This is a genomic window from Herbaspirillum sp. CAH-3, assembly GCF_009668275.1.
GTDB lineage: Bacteria > Pseudomonadota > Gammaproteobacteria > Burkholderiales > Burkholderiaceae_D > Herbaspirillum > Herbaspirillum aquaticum.
On sequence record NZ_VSWE01000008.1, the window covers coordinates 144368 to 166158 of the forward strand.

The 21791-nt window shown below is 63.1% G+C and carries 1 protein-coding gene; it reads left to right on the forward strand.

Annotated elements, in window-relative coordinates; all coding sequences use genetic code 11:
* Positions 1 to 475 precede the first annotated feature (475 nt).
* Positions 476 to 21718, forward strand: a complete 21243-nt coding sequence (locus tag FYB76_RS12035; protein WP_154133783.1) for an Ig-like domain-containing protein — start codon at positions 476 to 478, stop codon at positions 21716 to 21718.
* The last annotated feature ends 73 nt before the right edge of the window (positions 21719 to 21791 follow it).

Below are 21791 nucleotides of genomic sequence, written 5' to 3' on the forward strand. Positions count from 1 at the left end.
ACCCCTCCGTAAAAACTTATTTTCAATCCGGCACAATAAAATTATTCGAGTTCTTCCGGATTTTCTCTTTACTCATTCATTTCCGGTTTGATTGATTCACCCTCCATCTGAAAATCCGCTCCCATGGCGGCTCTGCGGATCATGCCACTTTATTTTCGCGCCGGCACTTGAACATATTCGAGACACCAAAAGAAATTGTTCGAGGCAAATATCGAAATCCGAAGAAGGTCATTTCGATATTTTTTTGTTTTTGCGCTTTATTCCCTTGATCCCCTTATCAGGACAAATGCGCGCCATCACTATGGCATGCGTTTGTCACTGAACACGGCTTTCGCCCTACCAAGTCTCCACGCTTTGCGCGCCGGTCTGGCGCCTGATCATCCGGCACATCCTTTGTCCGGTTGGGGACTTGCGTTGTGCGATGCAGCCGTGCGTGACGCAGATATCGACTTGTCACCTTATAGGGAGTACCACCATGACCGTTACCGTCCTGAAGCTGTCCGATGCGGACACCTACCTCAAGAACATCTCCATCAAGAACATCAAGGATGTCCGCGCGCTGGACGTTGACCTGATGCTGGTCCTGCGCAACGGCGACAGCATCATCATCAGCAACGGCGCCGTCAGCGCGATGAGCGCGCCGGAGTCCTCGCTGCAGTTCGCCGACGGCAAGCTGCCACTGGCCAGCGTATTCCAGCAGATCGAGAAGATCGACGTCTCGCCGGAAGCCAACCTCACGGTGAGTTCCAAGGAAATCACGCGCTACAACCAGAACAACGCAAGGAACAAGAAAGCCCGCAAGGATGACGAGGAAGCCGCCGACAAGCCGGTCGTGATCGACGATGGCGAGCATGACCCGAGGGCTGCGGCGCAGACCAGCGGCAGCGGCGGCAATACCGAGCAAACCAACTTCACGCCCACCCAATCCCCTGACAACCAGAGCCAGATCGCCGATGCCGAAATCAATTCCCAGCACGAAAAGAATTGGGGCGTGCAATGGCCCATCGCAGCGGGTGCCCTGGCCCTGCTGGCAGCGGCTGGCGGTGGTGGCGGCGGCGGTGGCAGCAACGGCGGCAGTGCTGCTAACGGTAGCAGCAGCGGCACAGGTGCTGGTGGAGGCGCTGCAGCCACCGCCAGCGGTGGCGGCGCAGGCACGGTCGATCCGTCCGCGGCCGTCATCCGGGGCAGCGCCGCGCTGGGCGCCATCAAGAACGCGAACGTTACGGCCTATGACGCGTTCGGCAATGCCCTCAGCGATACGGTGGCCGTCATCGACGGCAAGTACACCCTGACCCTCAAGCGCGCGCTCTACAAGGGACCGATGATGCTGGTGGTGCGCGACAACACCCCCGGGCTGGCCGACAACTACATCGATGAAGCCACCCTGCAGCCGACCGACCTGGGCAACATGCCCCTGCGCAACCTGGTCATGGCCAGCGGCGTGAACCAGAACCTCAACGTGACCGCGCTGACCGAACTGGCCGTGCTCAAGGCCGGCCTGGACCAGGGCCTCATCGGCATTGCCAACCAGCCCGAGATCACCGCGGAGCGCATCATCGCCGCCAACAACGCGGTGAGCGGCTTCTTCAAGGTCGATATCCTCGGTACGGACGTGGTGGCCACCTCGGCCACCCACGCCACCGGGCGCGGCATCCCCAACCCCGGCTTCACCGCCGCACTGAGCGTGGAGACGCAGAACTATGGCGCAGCGCTCAAGGCCATCGCCAACCTGGTCCGGCTGGACAAGAACACTTACCCCAACCAGGCCAGTGCCCTGTCGCGCCTGGCCGATAGCCTGGACTTCGTCGACGAGGCCGGCAGCGGCCTCAAATGGGCCACCAATACGCGCGGCCAGACGCTGGCCAAGGCCAGTGCCTTGCAAGGGGCGCTCTTGAGCGAGCCGCTCACGCAGGTCATCGACAATCCCGACAGCTCGGAAGAGGCGGTAGAGACCGCCCAGCGCACGCTGGACGCCCTGCAGAACCTGCCCAATGGCAGCACGGTGGCGGACTACCTGATCAACAATCACGTGGCCATCCCCAACCCCGTCATCACCATCCGCAATGCCGTGCTCGGCAATCCCCTGCCCTGGCAGACGGCACCGCTCAACAGCACGCTGGTGCTGGACCAGGGCGACCTGCTGGACGGCGACCTGCGCGTCAAGACCACGCCCAATGCCAAGGTCGCAGTGATCATCAAGGCCGTGGACAACCTCGGCCATGAGATCAGCGTGAGCCTGCCCATGGCCCACGCCGATGCCAGCGGCATCGCCATCCTCAAAGCCAGTGACGAAAACATGGAGGTCCTGCAAGGCGTCGACCGCAATCGCGCCATCAGCGCCCAGGTCACCGTCACGGACGGCAGCAACAGCCGCACCAACCATGCGCTGTGGAGCAGCAGCAATATCGATGTGCGCGTGGACCTGAACACGCCGGAGAGCATGACCCGCTTTGCCGAGCAGAATCCGCTGAGCCTGCTCAACGACACCTTCTACGACGGCAGCGCCGTCGGCGACAGTGGCCGCTTCCCCGCCGCCAACCAGGGAGGGAGCGACAGGATTACCCACGACAGCAGGCTGCGCATCGTCCTCAACAAGGCGTACAACCCCGACAGTGAACGTGTGCAATGGGCGATCGCCACCGGCCCCGACCGCCACGGCAACCCGGCGTGGGACAACTGGCGCGAGGTGAATGGCCTGACCGAGAAGGGCAGCCCCGCTCCCGGCCGCGTCGTCTACGAGACCGGCGAGGTGAGCGAAGTCAATGGCCCGATCTGGGTGAAGGTCCGCATCGTGCAGAAGGGTGTTGAATTCACCGGCGGCTACGGCAATGCCAACACGCTGGAGACGCCCTTGCAATTCACCCTCGACAAGCTCGCCCCCACGCAAGTCCGCCTGCGCCTGGTCGCGGGCCTGGACGACGGCGTGGCCAGCGACGACGGCATCACGGGCCAGCTCAACAGCAGGCTGGAACTGGCGGCCCCGCGCGAAGGCGGGACCGAACTGCACGTGCAGCTGCAGACCGGGGACGGTAGCACCAATGACACGCTGGCCGCGGTCAATACCGCAGGCGTGAGCCGCGCCATCGCGCCCGGCAGCTGGATCATCCTCAAGGCTGACGAACACCTGGTCATGCGCGGCGACACCAAGAACGGCAACGGCAAGGCGGCACTGAAGCTGCGCCACATCGACGCGGCCGGCAATTACAACGAGTTCAGCCAGACCTTCGTCACCGACAGCACCGGCACCATCGAACTGGTCAACCTGCTGGTGCAACGCCAGAAGGTGCTCACGGACGCCAGCACGGCCAGGGCGCAGGCAAAAACCGCCTTCGACACCGCCTCGGTCACCGAGAGAACCGCCAAGCAGGCATTGCTGGCCGCAGCCCTGCGGGTCGAAGAGGCCGCCCGCAAGGCCCATGATGAGGCCGTCGTGGACGTACGCAAGGCATTGACCACGGCACGTGAGGATGGCTCGTATCGCCTCGATGACGTCCTGGGCCAGAGCACCGACGTGGCCTATCTCCCGGCCATCGTCAACCAGCTCAGCCGCGCCACCAACGTGGAGAAAATCAATCACCAGGCCGGACTGAAGGACTTCGTCGCGGATGCCAAGCAGAAGGCCGATACCGCCGTGACCAAGGCCTCGCTCTACGGGGATGATCCGGCCAATCCCGCACCGGATAGCGAGGACTTCTTCGCTATGGGTGTGCTGGGCTTGGGCAACACGACAGCCATGGCGGCGGTGGTGGATGCCATCAGGGAGCTGCCGAAGAACCAGTCCAATTCCATCAACAAGATCCAGGCCATCACCGACGCCTACCTGAAGGTGCTGGCGCTGGCAAATGAGCAGACCGATACGTCAGACACGGCACTGCCCGCTGCCGCCGTCTACGCAATCCTCGGGGTGAAACCGGCCTTGAGTCCGGCAGCCGCTACCATCCTGGGCAATGTGCTCGACAGCAAGAAAACACAGGACGTCGACACCGTCGCCAAACTGAGCGCAATCGCCGAAGCGGCGCAACGCATCGCGGTGCAGGCAGTCGAAGAGAAGCCCGCCAGTCCACCGACGGTTGAAGACTTCAAAAAACTGGGCATCAACGGCGTGACGGCAGACAACCTGGCCGCCGTGCGCAGCAGCCTGTTCGACGTTCCCCCGGCCCTGAAAGATGCCAGCCGCCCCGACAAGGTAGTCGGCACGGTCGACACCTTGAGGGAGGTCATCGCGATCGTCGAGTTCAACATTGGCGACCTGCGGGTGCTGATCAACTATGCAAACGGCAAATCGCCGATCAATCCCGACGCGCCCCTGCAAACGGAGCCGACCGTGGATAACTACAGACCGCCGTCCGTCCTCGGCCTGAGCTCGGCCGTGACCCCATTGAACCTGGCGTCGATCAACAGCGCGCTGCGGGCCGTCGGCGGGCTCAACGTGGATTCGTGGAAGAAGGTCATTGACCTCGCTGCGTCATATGAGCGCATCCTCTCCTCGGCCAATGGCATCGCCGGCGATGCCCCCGCCCTGCCCACGCTGGATGATTTTGTGCGGGTGGGCGTCAAAGCCCTCACCGACGTATTCAAGGCGGCGGACGGGCTCGATACTGCCGGCCAGGCCAGTGCCGCGCGCCTGCTGGCGGAAGTCATTGATGGCAGCGCGCGCAGCAAAGTGGCCACCGTCCCCCTGCTGGACACGCTGGCCGACATTGCCGCCCGCGCAGTCCATCTGGCCAAGCAGGGTGACACCGTGCTCAGCGCCGCTGAGCTGAAGCAGTTGCTCAACGTCGATCTCTACGACGATGCACAGATGGCGATCATCCGTTCCGGCATCACCGGCACCAAGGATGACGGCACCAAGGTCAACAGCGTACAAGGGCTCAAGGATGTGATCGACAAGGCGCTGGCCGCCGCCGCGAAAATCCGTGCCTATGCCGATGACGCCAGCAAACCCGCGCCCGCCGTCGACGATTATCGCGACCTTGGCATCGCCGGCATCGATAGCGCCCTCAAGGCCGCTGCCCTCAACAGCAGCCTGGCCACCGACAAGATCAACGGCGCGGCGGTAACCTCGCCTGCCGCCCTGCAAACCATTGCCGATGCCTACCTGCGCATCCTCGGCGAAGCTGGCGATGTCGCCAAGGCCAATCTTGATCCGCTCGCAGCGGACTACACCGCCATCGGCGTCGACGTCTCCCTTACCGCCAATGCCGCGCAGTTGCTCAATTCTGTCCTGCACAAGAAGACCCCCGAAGACGTTGGCACCGTCAACAAGGTCACGCTGCTGGCACAAGCGGCGGCGGACCTGCACGCCCTCGTCAAGGGCATGCCCGAGGCCGAAGACGCCGTTGCGCTGACCACCGCCCAACTGACGGCCATCAAGACCCAGCTCACCAGACTCGGCGTGAGTGCTCCCGACGATGCCGTGCTGCCCGCGGTCATCGCTGCCCTGCGCCTGAGCCCTGCCGACGGGGAAAAGATCAATACGCTGGACAAGCTGCAACAGCTCGCAGACAAGGCCGCTGATGCACAACGCAAGATCAATCTCTACGCCGATGACGCCAGCAAACCCACACCGGTCAGCAGCGATTATTCCGACATGGGTGTGGACAAGGTCACCGCCAGCAACCTCGATGCGATCAATTCCGCGCTGGCAACCCCGGTCGTCGAATCCGCACAGACCGCCAGCCCGAAGCTGGTACAGGGCATCGTCAGCTCGTACGCAAGGATCCTGGCGGCGGCCGATGGCGTTGCAGGCAATGCCACCACACCGGCGAGCGCCCCGACCGCGCCCACGGCGGTGGATTACGAACGGGTAGGCATCAAGACCGAACTGGTCACCAAATTGAAGGAGGGTGATTACCCCTTGCTGGCCCTGCTCAATACCCTGGTCGATGCCACCAGCAAGGACAAGGTCCATACCGTGGCGCTGCTGCAGGAGCGTACCGAGATCGCCGACAAGATCATCGCCCAAGTCAGGGGCGCAACCGGCGACAGCAGGGTCAGCCTGCAGGAGCTGGAAAAGATCGGCATCACGGGATTGCAGGCCGACACATTCTCCGCCGTCCTCTCGGCACTGGCGGCCAGCAAGGATGACGGTTCGGAGGTGATCGGCCAGATCAGCGGCACCTTGCGCCTGCAGCAGCTGGCCAACAAGGCCCATGCCGCCATGCGCGTGCTGGAGAACTATGCCGACAACAAACAGGATGTGCCCGAGCCGACCAGCGACACCTACAAGGACGTCGGTCTTGACCTGAGCAAACACCTGCCGCTGGCCGGCAGCGCGGCCAATGCCGTGAGCGCCCTCAACAGCGCATTGCACACCACCGCCGTGACCAAGGCGCAGGTCAATCCGCCGACCAAGCTCAAGGAGATCATCGACAGCTACCAGAAGGTCCTGGCAGCAGCCAACGGGGCAGCGCCCGCTGATGGCAGCCTGAGTCCAGAAGCCACCCAGGTCACGGCCGAGGGACTGGGCAAGCTGGGCATCACCGGCCTGGCCGGGGCCTCCGAAGACCTGCTGGCCAACGTGCAGGCCGTGGTGGATGGCATGGCACGCGAGAAGGCGCTCGATGTGGCCAACCTGCAAAAGACCGTGGATATCGTATCCCGGATCAGCCGGCTGGCCGACGGCACGGCCGGCAATGCGACCGACGCTGACAAGTTCACCGATGCTATTGCCGAACTGGAAGCCGTCGGGATCACCGTCACCGACCCGGTCGTGGCGCAAGCAGCGGTCAGCGCCATCGATGCAGTGCGCTTCAGCGACATCAACAGCCCGAAGAAACTGCGCGCACTGGTGGAAGCTTATGAACGCATCCTGCAGGAAGCCAACGAAAATCCCCGGGCTGCTGGTGCTCCTCCAGAGGACAAGCAAGCGGACGCAACCCCAACGGCAGACCCCGGTGTGGAGCACTTCCGGGCCATTGGCGTGAAAGTAACGGGCGTTACCGAAACCCCCGTATCGCCGCAAGACCAGGCCGCCCGCCTGCGGCTGCTGGATGACGCACTCAAGTACAGGACCCGCTCCGAAGTCGATACCGTGGGCGAGCTGACCACCTTGGGCAAGGCCGTCGATGCGTTCATGACGCTGGCCGCCCAGGCTGCAGGCAGCACCACCAGCGTCACTGCCGAGCAGTGGCAGGCGCATGCGCATGCGCTGGGCATCGCCGGTATCGATACGGACACCGAGGATGGCAATCTGAATGAAGTGCTGGCAGCAATCCGCAACAAGGGCGTGAACACGATCGACAGCATCATCAAGCTGCGGGACATCGTCCAGAAGGTCAACGCCTCGGTGGAAGTGATTGCCGCCTATGCCGAAAACAACACCCATCCCGCTCCGACGGTGGAGAACTACACCCTGGCCGGCATCATCACTGCAACCGGCGTGCCGCTGGTGACCAACGACAACCTCGCCGCCATCAACAGTGCCATCGACAAGCTGAACCGCGACGATGTCAGCACCCGCCGCCTCATCAAGGCCGTGGTCAATGCCTACAACGCCATCCTCACAGCGGCCGATGGCGAGGCGTTCAACGACTCAGGCGCGACCCTCCCCGCGCTCGGCTACCTGACCATCGGCGTGCCGCTGGGCAGCCCTGCCATCGGCATGGGCACGCTGGTCGTCAGGCCGGACGGCTCCAAGAATTTGGAGAATGTGGACCTGGCCAAACTGGCCCTCTTCAACAACGTGGTCGGCAGCCGCAACAAGCCGGACGTCAGTACGCCCGACAAGCTCGAAGCCCTCGCCAAAACAGTCGCCGATCTCATTCGTACCGGACGCGAACAGGAAAACGATGCGGTCGTCAATGCGGGCGGCACCGCGCTGAGTATCGAGAGCCTGCGCAATCTGGGCCTGAGCGCCATCGATACCCCGGTGCGCCGCACGGCCTTCCTGAATGCGGTCAAGTACAAGGGCAACGGGGTCGACACCGCCACCGGTGAGCCCAAGACCGGCGATGCTGACAGCCACAAGGTCGATGGCATCGATACGCTGGCCAAACTGAAGCGGATCGCCGCCAGCTACAAGACCATCCTCGACCACGTGGGCGCAGGCGAGAGCGCGACCGCACCCACGCGCGAGGACTATCTGAACATCGGCGTGCAATTGCCTGCCCATGGCGGCCAACATGCGCTGCAGCTGTTCAACAGTGCCATTGCCGCGCAGGCCAGCGACAGCAACATCGACGACATCAGCAAGCTCAACAAGCTGGCGCTGACGGTGGACAAGCTCATGCAGATCGCGGCGGTGACCAAGGTGGCGGAGAAGTATCCCGACCAGTATCCGGAGGTAGCGATCACGCTGGAGGCCGATGCGCTCGCCAAACTCGGACTGAAGCGCATGAACGAGGCCAGCGTCGCCCTGCTGCTGGCCAAGCTGCAAACTACCGCTGACGACGGCAGTGGTGCCGCGCGCATCCAGGACCTGCAAAAGATGGCCGATGATGCCGTGGCGGCGCAAGCCAGGATCTTCAACTACGCCGAGACCAACACCGGCACCGCGCCCACCGTCGCAGACTTCGAGGCCCTGGGCCTGGCCCTGCCGCGCAACCAGCAGGACGAGCCGACGCCTTACCTCAACGCCATCAACGATGCGCTGCGCTCGCAGTCCATCGATGGCAGCAAGGCCAATACCCCGGCGCAGCTGCAAAAGCTCATCACCGCCGCCCAGCACGTAGTCGATGCCGCCAACGGCAACCCCAACGACGCCACGCCCAAGCCCAACGAGGCAGACTTCCTGGCCCTGGGCCTGGACCCGCAAAAAATCCGGGATGCCAAGACCACCGGCATCGCCTTCCTGGCCGATACGGTCGATGCCAGCACCATCGACCAACTGACCAAGGACAGCAGCGGCGCGCCCATCGCCCTGCCTGACCGGCTGGCGCAGTTGCTCGATCTGATCCAGTCCCTGATCAACACGGTCGCCGGCAGACCGGCCAATCCGCCGCTATCGCAAGATACGCTGAGCCAATTGGGAGTGCAGTTCCAGAACCTCCATCTCGACAGCAACGGCAAGCTCACCAACTGGCCGGCCATTCGCGCCGCCATCGCCGGCAGCAAGGGCGATGGCTCGGAGGTGAACAGCCTGATCAAACTGCGCGGGGTGGTAGAAAAAGCCGACACCTCCCAGGAAACCCTGCGCCAGTACGCCCAGACCAACATCGGTACCGCGCCCACGGTGGAGGATTACAAGAACATCGGCCTGGTCCGCATCCCCGCTGACCCCGACGCAGTGCGCTCGCCGCTGGTGAGCACCGACAACGTGGCCGCCGTCAACGCCGCCCTGCGCACTGTCAAGGTCACCGCCGCCAATGCCGATACACCGGAACATCTGAAGGAAGTGGTAGACGCCTATCTCGCCATCCTGGCGCGCGCCAACGGCCCTGCTGCGGATACAGGCACCGCCCTGACGCCCGATCACTTCAAGCGCATCGGTGCCGACATCACGGGCGTCACCGACGACAGCACCAGCCCCACCAACGCCGCCGTGCGCTCGCTGCTGGATTCGGTCATCGGCAGCAAGCTCCCGGCCGACGTGGATACACCGGCCAAGATCGAACGACTGGGCGTGCTGGTCAACAAGGTCATCGCCCAGGCCCGCACCCAGCCCGGCGACACCCAGCCCGATCAGATCACCGCCGCCGAACTGGCCGAGCTGGGCATTGCCGCACCCGAAGGCAGCCTGACCGATGCCGCCAACGCGCCAGCCGTGCTGGCTGCGCTGTACGCCATCCGCTTTGGTGCCGATGACGGCACGGCAGTCGACAACTTCACCGAACTGCGCGACGTGGTCCGCAAGGCCATGATTGCCTACAAGAAGATCCAGACCTATGCGGCGCTCAACGATATCCCCGCCGGTTTCCCCAATGATGCCGACCGTCCCAATGCCGACGACTTTGAAGCCATGGGCCTGGTGGCCCCGGCCAGCGTCAAGGCCGATCTGGCCGTAGGTGCCGCCGCCAGCCTGGCGACGGCGCACATCGGCGTGGCCGATATCGACACGCCCGAGAAGTTGCTGAAACTGCTGCAGAACTGGGACAAGCTGCTGACCCTGCCCGACGGCCAGCCCAACCAGCCGCTTGCCGCCGCCACGCGCGACGGCTTCAAGACGCTGCTGACGGCCGTCGGTGCGCCGGTCGCCGCCGGCACCAGCGACGCCGCCCTCGACCTGCTGCATTCGGCGCTGGATGTGATGGGCAATACGGCCCACATGAACACCCCGGCCAGGCTGCTCGCGCTGCTGGGAACGACCCAGGCCATCACCGATCTGGCCGGCCATCCGCAAGCGCTCTCTGCCGCTGCCCTGCCTGTGGGGCTGTTTGCGGCAGAGCTGATCAAACTGGGCCTGCTGCCGGAAGCCGCCACCAGCACCAACGGTGCCGCCGCCTCCGTGCTGGGCGCCATTGCCGCACAGGCTGGCCCTGCCGAGGTGGACAACATGGCCGAACTGCGTCCACTGGCCACGCTCGCCCTGGCTGCCCATGCCCGCATCACCGCCTATGCCGACAACGCCACGGCACCCGCCCCCACGGCAGCCGACTACGCCGCCATCGGCCTGGTCAAGAACGATGCCGCGCGCACCCCGCTGGTCACCACCGCCGACAACCTCGGCGCCGTCAACTCGGCCCTGGCCAGCGCGCCCATCAATGCTGCCCGTGCCGACGATCCCAGCCTGTTGAAAACCATCATCGATGCCTACCAGAGCATTATCGACTGGCACAACGGGGGCCAAACCATGCCGGTTTCCGGCGCCTATGAAGCCATTGGCGTCACCGGCCTGAACCCCAACGCCAAGACGCTGCTGGACGGCGGCGTGCGCAAACTGCCGCTGGAGAATGTGAAGCATCAGGCCAATTTGCAAAAGGCAGCCGACGTCGCCGCGCACATCGTGACCCTGGCCGATGGCACCGCCAACAGTGAAGACAACAGCCTGCCCCTGGCCGACGACTACGCCGCCCTGGGCCTGGACATGGGCCACAGCAGCCGCGCGCTGGATGCCGACGGTTCCGGTGCAGCCCTGCTGGGCAGCGTGCTGGACCGCAAGTCCTGGACCGACATCAACAGCCTGGACAAGCTGCAAACCCTGGCCGATACCGTCAACAAGCTCATGGACAAGGCCGCCAGCCGGACGGCACCGCTCCCCACGGCGGATGACTTCAAGGCCCTGGGCGTGGACATCTCCGGCAAGACCGCTGCCCAGAAAGAGGCCATCCTCGCTGCCGTGGGCACCAGCGGCACCGATGGACAAGCCATCAAGTCCGTCCACTTGCTGGAAGAACTGGTCACCAAGGCCATCACCGCCCTGGCCAAGATCGAAGCCTATGCCGGCACCAATACCGGCGATGTACCCACTGCCGATGACTACAAGGCCATGGGCGTAGCCGATGTCGATGCCAACAACCTGGCCGCCGTCAATGCCGCGCTCGCCAGCGTCAAGGTAGGCGCACCCGAGGCCGATACCCAGCCCGAGGTACAGGCCATCGTCAATGCCTACCGCAAGATCCTGGCCGCTGCCGATGGCGTGCGCGAGAGCGTCGATCCGGTCGGCACCGACCTGGTGCCGACCGCCGCCGAACTCGACCGCATCGGCGTGAACCTGGCACCCAACACCCCGCCCAGCCAGATCAGCCTGCTCGCCACCGCACTGGACGCCGTAGCCCGCAACAAGGTCGATACTCCGGCCAAGATCGAGATCATCAACGCCTCGGCCGCACGCCTCATCGGTGCTGCGGGCCATGCTGCCGATGCCGACGCGCTGCAATTGTCCGACTTTGAAAACCTTGGCGTGAACGGCCTGAGCGAAGACGTCATGATCTCGGTGCGCGGTCTCATCAGCACCAGCGCGGTGGAGAACATCAACACCAGCACCCGTCTGCAAACCGCCATCGACGGCCTGCTGAAGGATCTGAAACTGATCCGCAACTATGCCGACAACAAGCCCAACGAAGACGCTACCCTCGGCCCCACCGGCGTGGTACTGGAGCCTGCCGTCCACAACTACGCCAATGCCGGCGTGCAGCACGTGACCGCGACCAACCTGGTCTCCATGAACGCCGCCGTGAAGGCTCAGGGCAACGGCCAGAAGGTGGACAGCAAGCTCAAGCTGCAAGCCATTGCCGACGCCTACAACCACATCCTGCAAGCCGCCGATGGCGTGGCCGGCAACGTCGCGACCCCGATCACCCGTGCCGAACTGGTGACCATCGGCCTGGCCGACAACGTTCTGCCCGATCCCGACAAGGCCGACAGCACGCCACCGCAAAAAGCCCTGGCCCGCGCCACGCTGGGCCTGCTGCTGACCGCGCTGGATGCCCAGCCTTCCGATGGCAGCACCGTCAAGACCCCGGCCCTGATCGGCGACCTGCTCGCACTGGCTGGCAAGGTGGCCCAGTTCGCGGCCACCAATACCGCCACCGCACCCACCCTGGCCGATCTGGAAAAACTCGGCGTACGCCATCTGCTGGGCCAGCAAGGTCCGATCGCGTCCACCCTGCTGCTGGTCAACGACGCCCTGGGCAGGACGCCCGCTGACGCCCTCAGTGCGCTCGACCTGGGCAAGGTGCAGACCATCGCCACCGCCGCCTACAAGCTGCGCATGCTCACCACCAATGACGGCGTGGTGTCCGACAGCCTGCGCCCGACTGCCGAAGCCCGCGACCCCAACGGCCTGCCCACAACGGGCGCGCCACTGACCCGCGCCGAACTGCTGGCACTGGGCATGCAGATCGAGGACAAGCCCGCCAACATCAAGCTGCTCAATGAAGCGCTGGACAACCAGCGCGGCTTTGGCACCGTCTCCGATGTGAACAAGCTCAATGATCTGAACCTGGCCGATATCGTCAATCGCGTCATGAAACTGGCCGCGTCCGATCTCGCCGCCCCGGCTGTGGTCATCACCACGGCGGAATGGGCCAGGCTGGGCATCACTTCCACCGGTACGGGCGCCGTAGTGAACGGCGATTCGCTGGCCGCTTTCGAGGCCGCACTGAAGCTGCACCAGCCGGCCGACATGGACACCCTGGCCGAATTGCGCGAGCTCGCCAGCGCCGCCCACACCGCCTTGAACAAGATCAGGGACTACGCCCAAAGCGCCGCCGATGGCGTAGTAGCACCGGCCAACAGCGCCGGCCTGCCCACCTTGCCAGACTTCAAGGCCATTGGCGTGACCGGTGTGGACCGCTACAACAGCATCACCCCGGACCGCCCCGATCCGTTGCCCGAGGGCCTCTTCGCCCTGCTCTCCAGCCTGGCCAGCGCCGCCATCAGCGGTGCCGAAGCCGCCACGCACACGCAGATCCAACAGATCGTCGACAGCTACAACAAGGTGCTGGCACTGGCCGATGGCACGGCCAACCTCGCGCTTGCGACTGCGCCCGAGGTCGCCGACTACACCCGCATCGGCAGCAACCTGGGCAACGTCGCCACCAAGCCCGGCTACCTCACGCTGCTCAATTCGGTGATTGATCCGCTGACCGCACAGCAGATCGACACCCCCGCAGAAATCACCGCCCTGGCCGACAAGGTCAGCAAGGTGCTCGGCTACGCGGGCAGCATCAGTACCGGCTCTGCCACCCCGGCCCCCGCCGCCCCGCAGCGCGACGACTTCACCGGCCTGGGCATCACCGGCCTGGAAGCCGCCGACCTGCCCGCCGTCCTGGCGCGCCTGTCGCGTATCGACAATATCGAAACAGCCGGCATCACCCGTCTGGCCGGCCTGCAAGAGATGGTCACAAAAGCCGTGCAGGCGCAGGCCAAGGTGCGCAACTATGCCGACAGCAACGTCCCTGCCGATGCGCCGACGCAGCAGGATTATCTCGACATGGGCGTCCTCATGCCGAACCGCCCCGAGATCAACGACTACGCGGCACTGATGCTGGGCGCCCTCAACTCCACCCTGGCCGCACCGCTGGTCACCCGTGCCCAGGCCAACACACCGCAACAACTGGAGGCCATCCTCGCGCTCTACCACGGCAAACTGCTGCCCATGGCCGATGGCCGTAGCAACACCCCTTCCGACAAGCTGCTGACCGTGGCCGATCTGGACCTGCTGGGCGTGAACACCACCCAGTTCCAGCTGACCGAGGCCAAGCACCTGCGCCTGTTCAACGACATGGTGGACAACATGCCCGATGCCGCCAGCGTGGCGCAGGTCAGCCACCTGAATGTGCTGGCCGCACGTGCCGCCAAGGTCATCGCCATCGCCGACCAGGCGCCGGGTGATCTGGTGGCCGATGCCAACAAGTTCAGCGTCGAGGATTACCGCTACTTCATCGGTCAGAACGCCGCCCTCCAGCCGCTGGACGAGGTAGCGATCACCTACGCCCTGCAAAGCAAGACCAGCGGCGATGTGCTGACCGTCCAGACCACCAAGGATCTGATGGTGCAAGCCCCCTTGGCTTACGCCAAGATCCGCAACTATGCCGATGGAGTGGGCGCAGCGCCCGTACCGACCGGTGAGGACTACCGCATCCTGGGCATCAGCGACGTGCGCGAGGTGACGGTTACCAACAAGCCGGCCAATCTCGCCGCCCTGCATGCGGTACTGGAGCTGCCGGCCATCAACGCGGCCAGCGTCAATCCCCCGGGCAGGCTGCAAGCCATCGTCAACAGCTACAACAAGCTGCTCGCCCAGGCCAATGGCACTCCCGCCGATACTGCGGACGACAACCTGGCCGGCTTGCAGGACTTCAAGAACATCGGCATCAACATGGTCAGGCTCGAAGCCATGAGCAGCGAGCAATCCGGCAACGCGATCAAGCTGCTCAGTTCCATCATCGACAGCCGTGGCGTGGCTGACATCGATACCCCGGCCAAGATCCAGAACTTCGTCACCCTGTCCGAGAAAGTTGCACTTTTGGTCAAAGGCGACCGCAGCCAGCCCTTGAACGTGGCCGACTTCACCGCTCTGAACATTCCGGGTGTGAAGGACAGCAACATCGAACAGGTGCGCAACAAGATCGATGGCCTGCGCGACGATGGCCTGGACAGCAACACCTGGTCCAAGCTGGCCGATGCCGTCTTCACCGTTACCAACGTGCCGAGCCTGAACCCGGTCACCGCAGACAACATCATCAACAAGGCCGAACGGGAAGCCGGCGTTACCCTGACCGGCACGGCCGGCAGTGAGGATAGGGTCACCCTGCGCTTTGAAGATGGAAGCATCATGAAGTCGGACATCGTCACCGTCGATCCCCACAACGGCACCAAGCTGTGGAACTGGAGCTACACCCTGACCGAAGCCGACTGGACCAAGCTGGGTGCAGCCGGTGCCAACAACGTCAGGAAGAGCATCCACCTGCGATCGCACAGCACGCAGAGAGGCACCGACTCCATCGAAGTCACCGGAGAATTCTTCATCGATACCGTGGCCCCGTCCTTCAGCAGCCCGATCCGCCTGGAGGTGGACAGCGGTGTCCCGGGTGACCGCATCACCAACAACGGCAAGATCATCGTTCCCGCGCCGGAGGCGGGCGTGAACTGGAGCTACCAGATCGACAGCGGCGAATTTCAGACCGGCAGCGGCAACAGCTTCGTGGTCCCTGAGGGCCGGCACACGGTCACCGTGCGCCAGACCGATGGCGCAGGCAACAGCACCGCCCAGACCCTGACGGTAACGGTGGATACCACCCCTCCGCTCAAGTCCACCGTCGCGCTCAAGGACGATACCGGCGACCTGCCGAACGACTTCATCACCCGCACGGGCCTGGTCAAGGTCACCGGCCTCGAACCGGGCGTGAGGTGGCAGCACCGCAGCGGCATCACCGGTGCCTGGATCGATCACGGCCCGGCCGACGCCGCAGACACCGAACACATCGTGGACCTGTCTGCCGGCGCCGATGGCGAGCGCCGCATCGAGGTACGGCAGATCGATGCGGCGGGCAACGAAAGCCTCATCAGCAACGAGCTGGTCTTCACGCTCGACCGCACCGGCCCGGTGCTCACGCTGCAACTGGCGCAGGATACCGGCACCGCTGGCGACGGCATTACCTACAATGGCACGGTGCAGGTCAATGGCCTGGAAGCCGGGCGCGCCTGGACTTACCAGATCGATGGCGGTGAATGGATTGAGGTCAGCGCAGGCCTGAACACCGTGGTAGTCCCCGGCCTGAAAACCGGCAGCACGGATGGCCTCAGAAAGGTCCGCGTCAAGCAGACCGATGCTGCCGGCAACGAGACCGTGAGCAGCGAACTGTCCTTCACGCTGGACACCATCGATCCCGTCTTCACTACCGACATCAGGTTGCAGCAAGACACCGGCATCCGGGACAACGATGGCATCACCAGCAATGGCCGGATCATCGTGCCCGCACCGGAAGCCGGTGCCACCTGGAGCTACCGCATCGATGACGGCAGCTTCCGGAACGGCGGCAGCAGCAACAGCTTCGAGGTTCCCGAAGGCAGGCACAACGTCACCGTGCGCATGACCGATGTGGCGGGCAATAACGCCGAGCAGACCAAGACCGTGACCGTGGACACCCGCGCACCCGCTGCACCAACCCTGAGCCTGGTCAGCGATACGGGAGACCTCAACAACGACCGCTATACCAGCAACGGCAACGTGCGTGTGAGCGGACTGGAACCCGGCGCCAGCTGGAAATACAAGATCGGCGCCAGCACCTATCTGCCCGGCAGCACCACCAACAGCTTCGATGCCACTCCCGGCTCGGACGGTGAACGTCAGGTCAGCGTGATCCAGATCGATGAGGCCGGTAACGAAAGCGTCGCCGCCGAACTGAACTTCACCCTGGACCGCATCGGCCCCTCGCTGGTCTTGAGCCTGCTCAACAAGACCGGCAGCACGGCAGCGGCCATCACCCGCGATGGCACCGTCAAGGTCGATGGCCTGGAAGCAGGCCGCGCCTGGCAATACCAGATCGGTGAAGGCACATGGCAAAACGGCAGCGGCACGAGCTTTGTGGTGCCCGGTGCCAATGCCAGCGGCGGCAGCGATGGCGTGAAGAAGGTACGCGTCCGTCAGACCGATGTGGCAGGCAACGAGAGCATCACGCCGCAATTTGAATTCACCCTCGACACCACTGCGCCCGTCAAGCCGGTGCTGGCGCTGGTGCGCGATACGGCTGGCGTGGTCGGGAGCAGTGTCATCACGCTCGACACCGACAAGATCACCAGCGATGGCCGCGTGCGCATCAGCAATATCGAAGCCGGTAGCAAGGTGGAATATTCCCTCAACAACACCGACTGGCTCGTGCTCACGGGTGACACCCTCACCCTCACTGGCGATGGCAGCAAACAGGTCTGGATGCGGCAGACGGATGTGGCGGGTAACGTCAGCACGGTCAGCGACAGGTTCGACTTCACGCTGGACACCGTTGCCACCAAGCCCAGCGTGCGGCTGGTCAATGACACGGGCGACACGCGCTTGCCGGGTGTCGCCACCGACAAGCTCACCCGTGACGGCACCGTGGAAGTGCTGGGACTGGAACCCGGCGCCACCTGGCAATACAAGCTCGACGACGGCAACTGGCAGAACGGCAGCAGCACTACCCTCACCTTGGGCGGCAGCGAAGGCACCAAGCGCGTAGTGGTGCGCCAGACGGACAAGGCGGGCAATGCCAGCGCCGAGAGCGAGGCGCTTGAGTTCATCCTTGACCGGATCGCACCGGTCGCACCCACGCTGAGCAAAGTCGCGGCTGTGCTCTCTGGCGGAAAAACCTATTCCAAGGACAGAAGCTTCACCGTTTCCGGGCTGGATGCGGATGGCCTGGCCGAATACCGGCTTGGGGACGGTGCCTGGGTCCGCCTGACGGGAAATTCCTTCACCTTGCCTGCAACCCAGGCGGATGGGGAGTATCGCGTTGCCGTGAGGCAGAGCGACAAGGCGGGCAATGTCAGCCCCAATGCAGAGGTCACTTTTACGTTGGATACCGTGGCCTCTGCACCAACGCTGCAACTCAACAACCCTGCTGGCACCAATCCGGCAGGCGAAGCACTGACCACGGCAGCGAGCTTCGTGCTTTCCGGCGTGGCGGAGAAAGGGGCGCAGGTCACCGTACGCAATGGTAGCAAGGAGGTCGGTACGGCAATAGCCTCGGTCACGGATGGCAGTTGGTCGCTCACGGTCAACAGCACGCTGGAAATCACCGGCTTGCGCCGTGTGGATGGCGAGCTCAGTGCGGCCAATGGGGTATATCAGTTGCTGACTTTGGGTCAGGTGAGTGCGCTGCCGGCATTCCATGCGGACTTCAGCATCAGCGGCAACAACGTCATCGACACCTCCCGTCCGGCATACCGGATGACAACTGCTATCGGCGAAAACTGGTACCTCTGGAGCGCCCTCAACGGCGACTATCGCATCTCACGCCAGAGTGGTGCAGACGAATGGCATCGGGAGATTCTGAATTCACCTGAGCAGACTGCCTTCCCCGAAAACACCACCAGCTTGATGGCGATGAATACCAACTTCGCTACCGTGCAAACGGAATTGGAAACCAACGGTAGCAGTACGCACCAGCGTCTGCTCAAGCGATCCGACATCAGCCTGATCAGCAGCAACAGTCCACGTGCTCTGCACGAATTCAGCGCCACGCAAACCGATGTGGTCGGCAATACCAGCGTCGCCAGCGCAACACGGAAGGTACGCATCGACACCCTCCCCCCTGCGCTGCTCGATATGGATGCCAGCACCGCAGGCATACAAGGGGCTTCAACGCTGGAATTTACCCTGTCGCAACTCAACACCGGGATCAATCTTGTGGGCAACGTAGCGCCGCCGGAGAGTACCGATATTGAAACCATCCTCGTGCGCTTTACCGCGCAGGGCAGCAATCGCGCCACCAATCAACTCATGGTGAGCGGCACGACCCTGTTCATGAAAGACAATCTGGCGCTGCTGAATAACCAGACCATCGGAACGGTGAGCGGACTCAGTTTCAGCTATGACGCAACCGGGGCTACGCTTACTGTACGCAAATCAAACGCTCTGCAGGCACTGACCGGCAATGAAGTCGAGCGCATTCTGGAAGCGATCAAGATCAAGAACACGGCGGGGAGCATCGCCAGCGGCGAGCGCTACCGTGCCGAAGTGGTCCTGCAAGACATTGCAAAGCAGAACGGTATCCTGTCGTCGGTGACCTCGCTCAACATCGTCAATAATCAACCGATGTTGGATATGGACACCAGCTTGGCCGGGGTTCAACATCAATCAAAGGTCAAGTACCAAAACATCCGCGAACCACGTACAGCCTTTGTGACGGATCTCACAGCCACATCTTCCGCAAATGAAATTCGAATCAGCAAGCGGGGCTTCGACGAAGGGCAGAACTTCTTCACCGATCAGGAGCAGATTGAGGTGGACAACGGCTCGAATGTCTCTGGAGGGGGCATAGGTGTTGTGGAGAGAATCGTCCTTTACGACAACAATACTCCCTTCGTAGGAACGATAGGAGGGGTATCCAACGTCCGCCTCAACGTGAATTCGAACTCAGGCATTATCGGCATAGTGCGCAACGGTGGTGGAGAGTTTAGCGCTAACGAAATTGTGGCGATCATAAAGCACATCCATTTCATCTCATTGAGTAGCAACGAAAATCAGTTCGATCTTTCTCTCGTTAAAAATGGTGTAGCGGGGCCGGTCTCTTCTGTCTATGTAACTACACGTAACTTCGCCCCTCCACTAGACCTCGACGCCACCACCGCCGGCACCCAATTGGTCGCAACCCGCATCATCAATCTGGCCGGTCAAACGGAAGGCGCCAGCCTGTTCGCCAAGCCCATCGCCACGCCAAGAGACGACGATACCAAGAGCATCCAGTTGAGCTTCACCAACGGCACGCTGGCCGTCACGCTGGACAAGCTGGTCCTGGGCAGCTACACGCTTGCCTTCGATACCAGCGCACCGGCCAACCTGGTGCAAACCATTGCAGGCGTGCGCGACGTGGCCATCAGCTACACACGCACATCCGGTAGCGCCAACATCCCGCCACTGGTGCTGACCAAGACCGACGGGAGCAGCTTCACCAGTGAGCAGGTCAAGGCCGTGCTGGAAGGGCTGCAATTCAAGACCACCTCCACCGACGCCACCGCCCGCCTGATCGACATCACCCTCACCGATCAGGCCGGCAACACCAGCGCACCGGCGCGCGCGCGCATCACGCTGGACCGCGACCCGCCGCCACAGACCTTGAGCTTGGCGATCGTCAACGACAATCAGGTCAGCTACGATGTTCTGGAGTTCAATGGTGGATTCGGGGCGAACAATACTTTCGTGTTCAACAGTGAGGATGATCCTCTCAACATTCCCCTTCCCAGCGGAGTTAGTGCGGCGGATTTCCTCAAGAACATCCGCGGCCTGTCGGCGGTCTGGGGCGGCAAAGGAATTGCCGCAACCAGTAACAACGATGGTGCCAACCTGTTGAATGAGAACGTCAAGAGCTATCTTGGCTTCAATGTCCCGCCGCGCAATGATGTGTCATTTTCCTTCAGCCATCAGGGGGGCACCTACGTCAAGGGCGATTTCCTCAAGTTCGTGGCCAGCGCTGGCGGATTGACGCTCCATAACCTGCGTTCGTTCAACCGACAAGATAGCGACCTCTACAACTTCGACGGTACCAACACAGCCAGTGCCGGTGGTCTCTACGCCATTGGCAAGATCAAGCTGCTCTATGAGGTGTCCACCACCGCGACCACGAATACGCCCACCTTCTCTATCGGTTTTGATCACCGAAATGCCACCGTAGGCGGTCTGATGGAGATCTATGATGGCTCCCGTCTGGTCGCCAGCAAGCGCCTCACGGCGGCCGACATCAACGACACCGATCAAATCCGGCTCACTGTGACGGAGAGCCTCAGCAAGGGAGAGCACCAGTTCACGGCCAAGTACAGCGAAGTCTCGGGGGATGAAAGCAAGACCGAGGTGGCGGTCCCGCTGAACGTAACCCGAGAGGGGGTGCTGCCCTTCCTCAGTGATCTGAAGGTGCAATTGCCTTACCCCTCGGCAAAGCCTGCGCAGGCCTTGGGAACGTCCAAGAGCTCCTATGCGGTCTTCGTCGATCCTGACGCACCGGGCCGCACCAACAACTACGAACAAGGGCCAACCATCACGGGCAAGGTCGGTACGCTGCTCTCCAATGGCACCGATGCCGGAGGCACGTATCTGGTGCAGGTGAGCATGGGGGGCAAGCTGCTCGGTTTTGATGTGGTCAGCGGCGGCAATTTCACCGTCAGGACCGGTGCCAGCCAGCTTGCACCGGGCTTCTATGACGACCTCAGCGTGACGGCCACCAACATCACGCCCAACAGTGAGCACAAGGGCATGGTCAACAGCGTGCAAGGTCTGGCACTGGGCTACTACTGGGCGCCGCAATCACTGGGCAACGTCAAGGGCGGGGCCGGCAACGATGAAATACTGCTCGGCCGCACTGCCGGAGGTGCTGCGACAGAAATCGAGACCGGTAACGGACAAGATGTCCTGACCCTCTCGAACCTGGGCCGCACAGGCTCTCTGGAGGCGACCATCACGGATTTCAGACTGGGCACGGACAGGATCAGGATCATGGCTGGCAACGGGAATAACGGCCTGACGTATAGGGACATCAGACTCGACAACCTGGAGAATTTTGCCCCGGCTAGCCAGCAGAGCGCATCCGGAACCGGCACCAAGCTGGTGATCGATCTGGATGGCCTTGCTGGCGGCGACAAGTACACCCTCTACTTGCAAAACGTCACCTACAACGCAAGCAACACGCACACCCTTTTCGGCGTGTGATCTGAACCAAGCTTGACCTGCAGCACCCCGGCCCACGCTTCACGGGCCGGGGCCCTTGCTGCCCCCATCATCG

Excerpts from the sequence above, each read along its gene's own strand:
- FYB76_RS12035 (WP_154133783.1), top strand. The coding sequence starts at position 476 with ATGACCGTTACCGTCCTGAAGCTGTCCGATGCGGACACCTACCTCAAG.